This window comes from Nocardia pseudobrasiliensis NBRC 108224, assembly GCF_001613105.1.
Lineage (GTDB): Bacteria > Actinomycetota > Actinomycetes > Mycobacteriales > Mycobacteriaceae > Nocardia > Nocardia pseudobrasiliensis.
Genome location: NZ_BDBS01000092.1, coordinates 1 through 5,469, shown reverse-complemented (window position 1 = coordinate 5,469; position 5,469 = coordinate 1). Strand labels below are relative to the sequence as shown.

Annotated in this window: 8 protein-coding genes; all 8 read right to left on the bottom strand. The window is 68.2% G+C overall.

Going from position 1 to position 5,469, the window contains the following annotated elements; translation table 11 throughout:
* On the bottom strand, positions 1-1,186 hold a 1,186-nt coding region (locus NP4_RS39380; protein WP_068009965.1), incomplete at its 3' end, for a hypothetical protein.
* Positions 1,180-2,022, bottom strand: a complete 843-nt coding sequence (locus tag NP4_RS39375; protein ID WP_156524985.1) for a DUF8175 domain-containg protein — start codon at positions 2,020-2,022, stop codon at positions 1,180-1,182. The genes NP4_RS39380 and NP4_RS39375, both read right to left, overlap by 7 nt.
* Complete coding sequence (locus NP4_RS39370) at positions 2,007-2,831, bottom strand: DUF8175 domain-containg protein (protein ID WP_068009962.1); 825 nt, start codon at positions 2,829-2,831, stop codon at positions 2,007-2,009. Before NP4_RS39370 ends, NP4_RS39375 begins: the two co-directional genes overlap by 16 nt.
* Positions 2,828-3,469 carry a DUF8175 domain-containg protein gene (locus NP4_RS39365; RefSeq protein ID WP_245997580.1) on the bottom strand — a complete coding sequence of 214 codons (642 nt, stop codon included), beginning with the start codon at positions 3,467-3,469 and terminating at the stop codon, positions 2,828-2,830. The genes NP4_RS39370 and NP4_RS39365 overlap by 4 nt, the downstream gene beginning before the upstream one ends.
* Positions 3,470-3,482: 13 nt before the next feature.
* A complete protein-coding gene (locus NP4_RS39360) occupies positions 3,483-3,728 on the bottom strand; it encodes a hypothetical protein (protein ID WP_245997582.1) in 246 nt (81 codons plus the stop codon).
* A gap of 13 nt (positions 3,729-3,741) precedes the next feature.
* Complete coding sequence (locus NP4_RS39355; protein ID WP_062515034.1) at positions 3,742-4,038, bottom strand: hypothetical protein; 297 nt, start codon at positions 4,036-4,038, stop codon at positions 3,742-3,744.
* Between the two features lie 111 nt (positions 4,039-4,149).
* Positions 4,150-4,815: a hypothetical protein gene (locus NP4_RS39350; protein ID WP_068009958.1), complete on the bottom strand. Its 666-nt coding sequence runs from the start codon at positions 4,813-4,815 to the stop codon at positions 4,150-4,152.
* The coding region (locus NP4_RS41940) for a hypothetical protein (RefSeq protein WP_068009957.1) at positions 4,812-5,469 on the bottom strand (658 nt) is incomplete at its 5' end. The genes NP4_RS41940 and NP4_RS39350, both read right to left, overlap by 4 nt.

Here is a 5,469-nt window from a genome sequence, read left to right as displayed (position 1 = left end):
GTCCGCCGCGACCCACATACCCCGGCGCGCCGGTGGCAGCGACCCCGCGCACGCCAACGGCTTTCGTGCCGACCGCACCGAGCGCGGCCGCGCCCAGCAGCACACCGCCGGTCGCGCCCAGACCCGAGGCGCCGGTGCCGATCATCGCCACCGTCGGGGCCACCAGCCGCATGAGCGCGGGCAGTACGAACGCCACGCTGCACAGCAGCACGATCGCCACCAGCATGCGCTGCGCCTGATCGGCATCGGGCAGTCCGGCCGTCGGAGTCGTCTCGTCGGTGTTGCCCACGGCGATGAAGGCGATCATGTAGACGATGGCCGCCACCGGTTTCCACAGCAGGAACGCGATGATCCAGGACAGCAGCTTGCCGTAGGACTGCCGCCCGGTATTGGTGCCCGACGCGGCCGCCGCCAGCGGCAGCATGCCCGCGGCCACCACCAGCAGACCCTGCCGCACGATGGCCAGCACGATCTGCCCCAGCGCGCCCAGCAGGCCCACGATCGCGATGATCAGCACCAGACCCGGCGAAAACGCTTGCAGCTTCGAGGTTTTCACCAGCAGTTCGGCGATGTTCTTGGCATTGCCGTTACTGGCGTCCTCGATCACCCACTGCGAGAAGCGATCCGCGGCCTGCGCACCCGCGACGATCACCGCGCCCAGCATCCACGAGCTGAACACCACGCGGGCGAACATCCGGAACGATTCCTCGGCCTCGCTGAGTACCGCGCCGCGTCTGGCCTGCGCCAATCTCATGCCGGACAGGATCACCGACACCATGAGCAGCAATATCTGCGCCTGATAGGTGTAGTCGTTGATCTTCTGGAACAGCGCCCCGCCGTCACTGATCTTCTCGTTGGGCACCTTCATCCAGAACGTCAACGCCAGGATCAACGCCTGCCCGAGGCCGTTCATCAGCGAGTCCACCACCTTGCCGAAGGTGGAGTCCCACGCCTTGTCCTTCACCGCGTCGGCGGCCTCACCCGGATGGGTGGCGACATTGCCGGCCTTACAGGCGGCCGAGGCGGCGTCGCCGAGTGAGATGCCGGGCAGGCCGATGCTGTCGAGATCGTCGTGAATCTGGTTGCACGCCGGGTCGAACCCGTACTGCTGGCCATAGGCCACGGTCGGGGTCGCGAGTGTGACGGTGAACATCACCGCCAGGATCGTGAGTATTCGTCTCACCATGTGGTCCACCCCTCGATGCTTCGCAGTGAATCGATCCGGACCTGCTGTTCGGAGTCCACGGCCGTCAACTTCCAATCGCCGTCACGCCAGACGACCGCGAGACGCATGCCCACCCATGTCGGTTGGCCATCGATGACTTCTCTTGCCTTTCTTGCGAATTCGACAACCGCGTGGTCGTCGTCAAAGGTAGCGACACGAAAAGCGTCCGAGGCGAATAACAATGGTGTCAACTTGTCCGGCAGCCGCGGCGATACCTTCCCCGCGGCTACGAGAGCGTCGTACTGCGCGAGGTACTGCGGCGTCACGTCCACCAACCGTGTAAGCAGCTCACGATCGGTCGGATTGGCGTTGGTACGCCAGTAGTTCTGTTCGGCGGCCAGCGCCGCACCCTGCGGGGTGCGCGCGAATCCGGTCGCCGCCTTGCCGTCGATCCGCGCGGGGCCGTCGGAGGCTGAGAAACGCACCACGGGGCCGTCGAAGATCCGCTGCCAGACACCCTGGCCCGCAGCGGGAGTGGGCGCGCCCGTCGTCCAGCCCGGAGCACCGGCGCGATGTCGTTCGGCGGGGTTCTGCGCAAGAGCCTGTCCCGCAATGTTGTTCGGCACGTCGACGCGTCGACCGAACATATCGGTCGTGGGCGGGGCGAACGATGCGCCCGCCGCGAGGGCCGAACTACTCGCCAGGGGCGTGGGCGTGGACGCGGCCCGATCACCTACGTGCCGCGTGCTCCACAACGTCACCGTCACCGCGACCGCGACCGTCGCCAGTGCGACGATTCCCAACCGCCGCAACCGAATCGCGCCGTCCCGCCCAGGTCCGCTCACCACTTCGTCCACCCCCCGAGCGAATCCACGTAATCCGTCTGCGAGGCCCTCGATTCCGTCGGCTTGAGCCGCCAGTCCCCACCGTCCCAGACCATCACCAACCGCACCGCCGCCCATACCTGCTTACCGTCGTTCACCGGCCCGCGCGCCGCCAGCCGGACGATCGCCATATCGTCGGCGTAGTTCTCGATCTGGAAGGCGTCCGGCGCGATCAGATAGCGCGTGATCCGCTCCGGCTGCTGGTCGGGCAGTTTGCCCGCCGAGCGCGCCTTGTCGTAGGCGGCGATCTGCTGGGCCGACGCGCGCACCTGGCGCACATACAGGTCCCGGTCGGCGGGTCGGGCGTTGAGCCGGTAGGTGATCTGCGCGGCCGCCAGTGCCGCGCCCTGCGGGGTATGCGCGAAGCCTACGGCCAGGCCGTTATCGATCGACGTCGGTCCGTCGCTGGTGGAGAACGGCACCGATGCCCCGTACACCCGCTGCCACCCGTGTGGGTCGGTGGTTCCGGCGGGCGCGGCGGTCAGCCAGTCCGAATCGCCGGGGTGGCGCTGTTTCGACTCGTCCTGCGAAAGCGGTTGTCCCGCCGGATTGTTCGGAACATCCACCCGGCGGCCGAACAAATCGACCTCGGGTCCGGCGAAGCCGGTCGCGCCGGCGCCCGCGGCCTCGGCGGGTGCGGGTTCGGTCGGGTTGTGCGATGCGGGCGTATCCCGCCCGACGTACATGAAGACGCCGACGAAGACGATCAGCGCGATCACCGCGGCCGAGGCGATGACACCGAAGGAGACGCTGCGCTCCTCGCCGGAGTCCTTGGGACTCATGTCGGTGCCTCCAAAGTCACGATGTCACTGGGTAATTGGTCGATCGAGTCGACGGGTCGGGCGGTGGCGCCCGAATCAGGCAGCCGTAACCTCCAGTCCTGTCCGAACCACTCGACGGTGGTGTGATTCACCGCGCGCGAGCCGTCGGAATATTGGGTGTACACATCCACAGTCGTTCTGTCCTGCGTGTATCCGGTGATGCGATAGCCGAGTACGCGGGGCGCGTATTCGGGGGCCGCGGGCCCGGTGAGAGACAGCTGCACCCGGCTGACCGCCCAATCGTCACGGGCCGGTCCGGGTACCACCTCCTTGGCGAGCACCGACGACCACTGGTTGTCGGCGGCCACGGCCAGGCGTACGGCATGGGTGATGGCGGCGACCGCGGCGCCCGCGGGCCCGCGATCGAATCCGGTTGCGGCGCCGTCGTCCTCGTGCTTCGGTCCCTGTTCGGTGACCGGCAAGGCGACCCCCTGATACGACTGCCAGCGCACCCCGGTGGGCGGGTGGGCCGGATCGATCTGCGCCGAGTCGCCGTCACCGCAGCCCGCGGCCGCCAGCACGGCCGCGCCGAGCACGCCCACGGCGGCTCGGCGGATGCGCGGCGAAGGCGCGACTGCGATCGTCTCGGCAGGGGTCATGGGGCGCAACCGTTCACGTCGGTAGGAAGGTCAGAGCGATCGCGCTCGCCGAGGTTGCCACAATCGCACCGATCAGGCTCATGACAATGCCGTGGGACGCGTCGTTGACCGCCATATCGTCGCGGAAGGCCGACCAGAACCGGCCGGCGGAAATGATCATCCACGCGAGACAGAACAACAGAACGACCCACAGCAGCCAGTTGATGAGCTGCATGACGGGTTCGATGACCTCGGCCGGAATCTGCTTGTAGGCAAGCACGATCGCCCCGTCCCTAGGTCCCGATCACGGCGTTCATGATGGTGCCCGCACTGGTGGCCACGATGCCGCCGATCATGGCGCCCGCCACCATCTTGGGCGATTCGAGCCCGCCGCCGGTCCACTTCTCCCACGCGAACCGGCCGCCCGCGTAGGTGATGCCGAGGATGCCGGACAGCAGCACGAACCAGGTGAAATATCGGACCAATTTGAGCAATTTCTCCGAGGCCGGGGGCGCCTCGGGGGTCGGATTCCCGACCTGTGCGAGAACTGCGCCGTACGTGTCGTGCACGGCGAGCAGGATGGTACTCATCGAGCGTCCTTCTCAATAGGTGATCGGAATACATAACCGTGTACCTGAGGTAGACCCTCAGCCACAACACCTTCGTGCCACCCGGCTTCCGGCCCGAGCGGCCGATCCGCGCTACTCATCCGCCTCACCGTCTTCCTCGTCATCCTCGGAAGACATTGCCGCACTGACCCTTTCGCGGACCACGGCGATAATGCTCGCGCCGAGTTCGTCGACGTCGTGCGGGACCTCCTGCAGCGGATCGAGTTTGCGTTTCTTCTGCACGGGGGGTGGATCCGACGGCGACCACACCGGCAGTTGGTCCGGTTCGACCAGAATCCACTCCTCGTGCCAGGGCAGCTGCCACATCTCCCCCGCCAGCGCGCCGACCACATCGCGATAGCGCCGGATCTCGACGGGCAGACGGCCCGGGCGGGCGGCGACGGTGATCAGGCCCAGCACCTCGCTCGGGCCCGCGAGCCCGGCGTGGTACTGGCGCAGCAGATCGTGGGCGCGGGTCAGCCCGGCGATGGTCTCGCGGGCGACCAACACGACATACGGCGATTCGCGATCGAATACACCCGGCCAGCGCCGGTGCGAATCGGCGGCGGGTGCGAGTACGTGTGCGAGGGTGCTGGCTCCGGCGCCGCCGTGCACGCCGAGTAACCACACCAGCGGGGCCCGCCCGACCCCGGGCACGGGTCGCTCCCAGATGGGGGCGCGACGGGATTCCGGCGGGGCGACAACGCCTGCCGCGGGCGAGGATTCGGTTGTGCGATGTTGCTTCATGGCCGCGGTCATGATGCCACCCCCGCCAGCAGCGTGCGATAAGCCCTGCGAGTGTCGGCGCCCAGTGTGTTGTGGCGCACCAGTTCGCCGCGGGCCAGGTGCGGATCGTACGGAATCTCCCGAATATCGCGCACCCAGCCGGTCAGATGTTCCCGCAAATGTTCGGCGACAGGCGATTCGGCGCCGGGCAGCTGATGTGACACCACGATCGTGGTGTCACCGACGATGCCGCCGCCCTGTCCCTCGGTCTGCCCGCCGAATTCGTCGTCGAGCCATTCCAGCGTCACCCGCAGCCGGTTGGCGGCGTCGACGCGGGCCGGGATGGCCAGCACCAGCGCCACTTCGGCATCCTCGAGCAGCGGCCGCAGATGCCGCGCGGCGATCGGGCTGCCGCCGTCGTAGACCGGGGTATAGCCCTCGTCGGCGACCGCCCGGGCCACGGTCAGATAGGTCGCGCGGCGGCGCAGCGGGGCCGAGTCGCGCCACAGCAGACCGATGCCGGACGCCGCGTGGGACAGACACTCCTTGAGCGGGGCGGGCTCGTCGTCGCCGCGGCCGTAGAGCCACTGCTGCAGGCTGATCGGGCTCAGGTGCTCGTCCGCGCCGCGCAACGCGAGGTCGCTGCCCGCGGCGGTGGCGTCGACCGCGACGGTCGGCGCGCCCGCC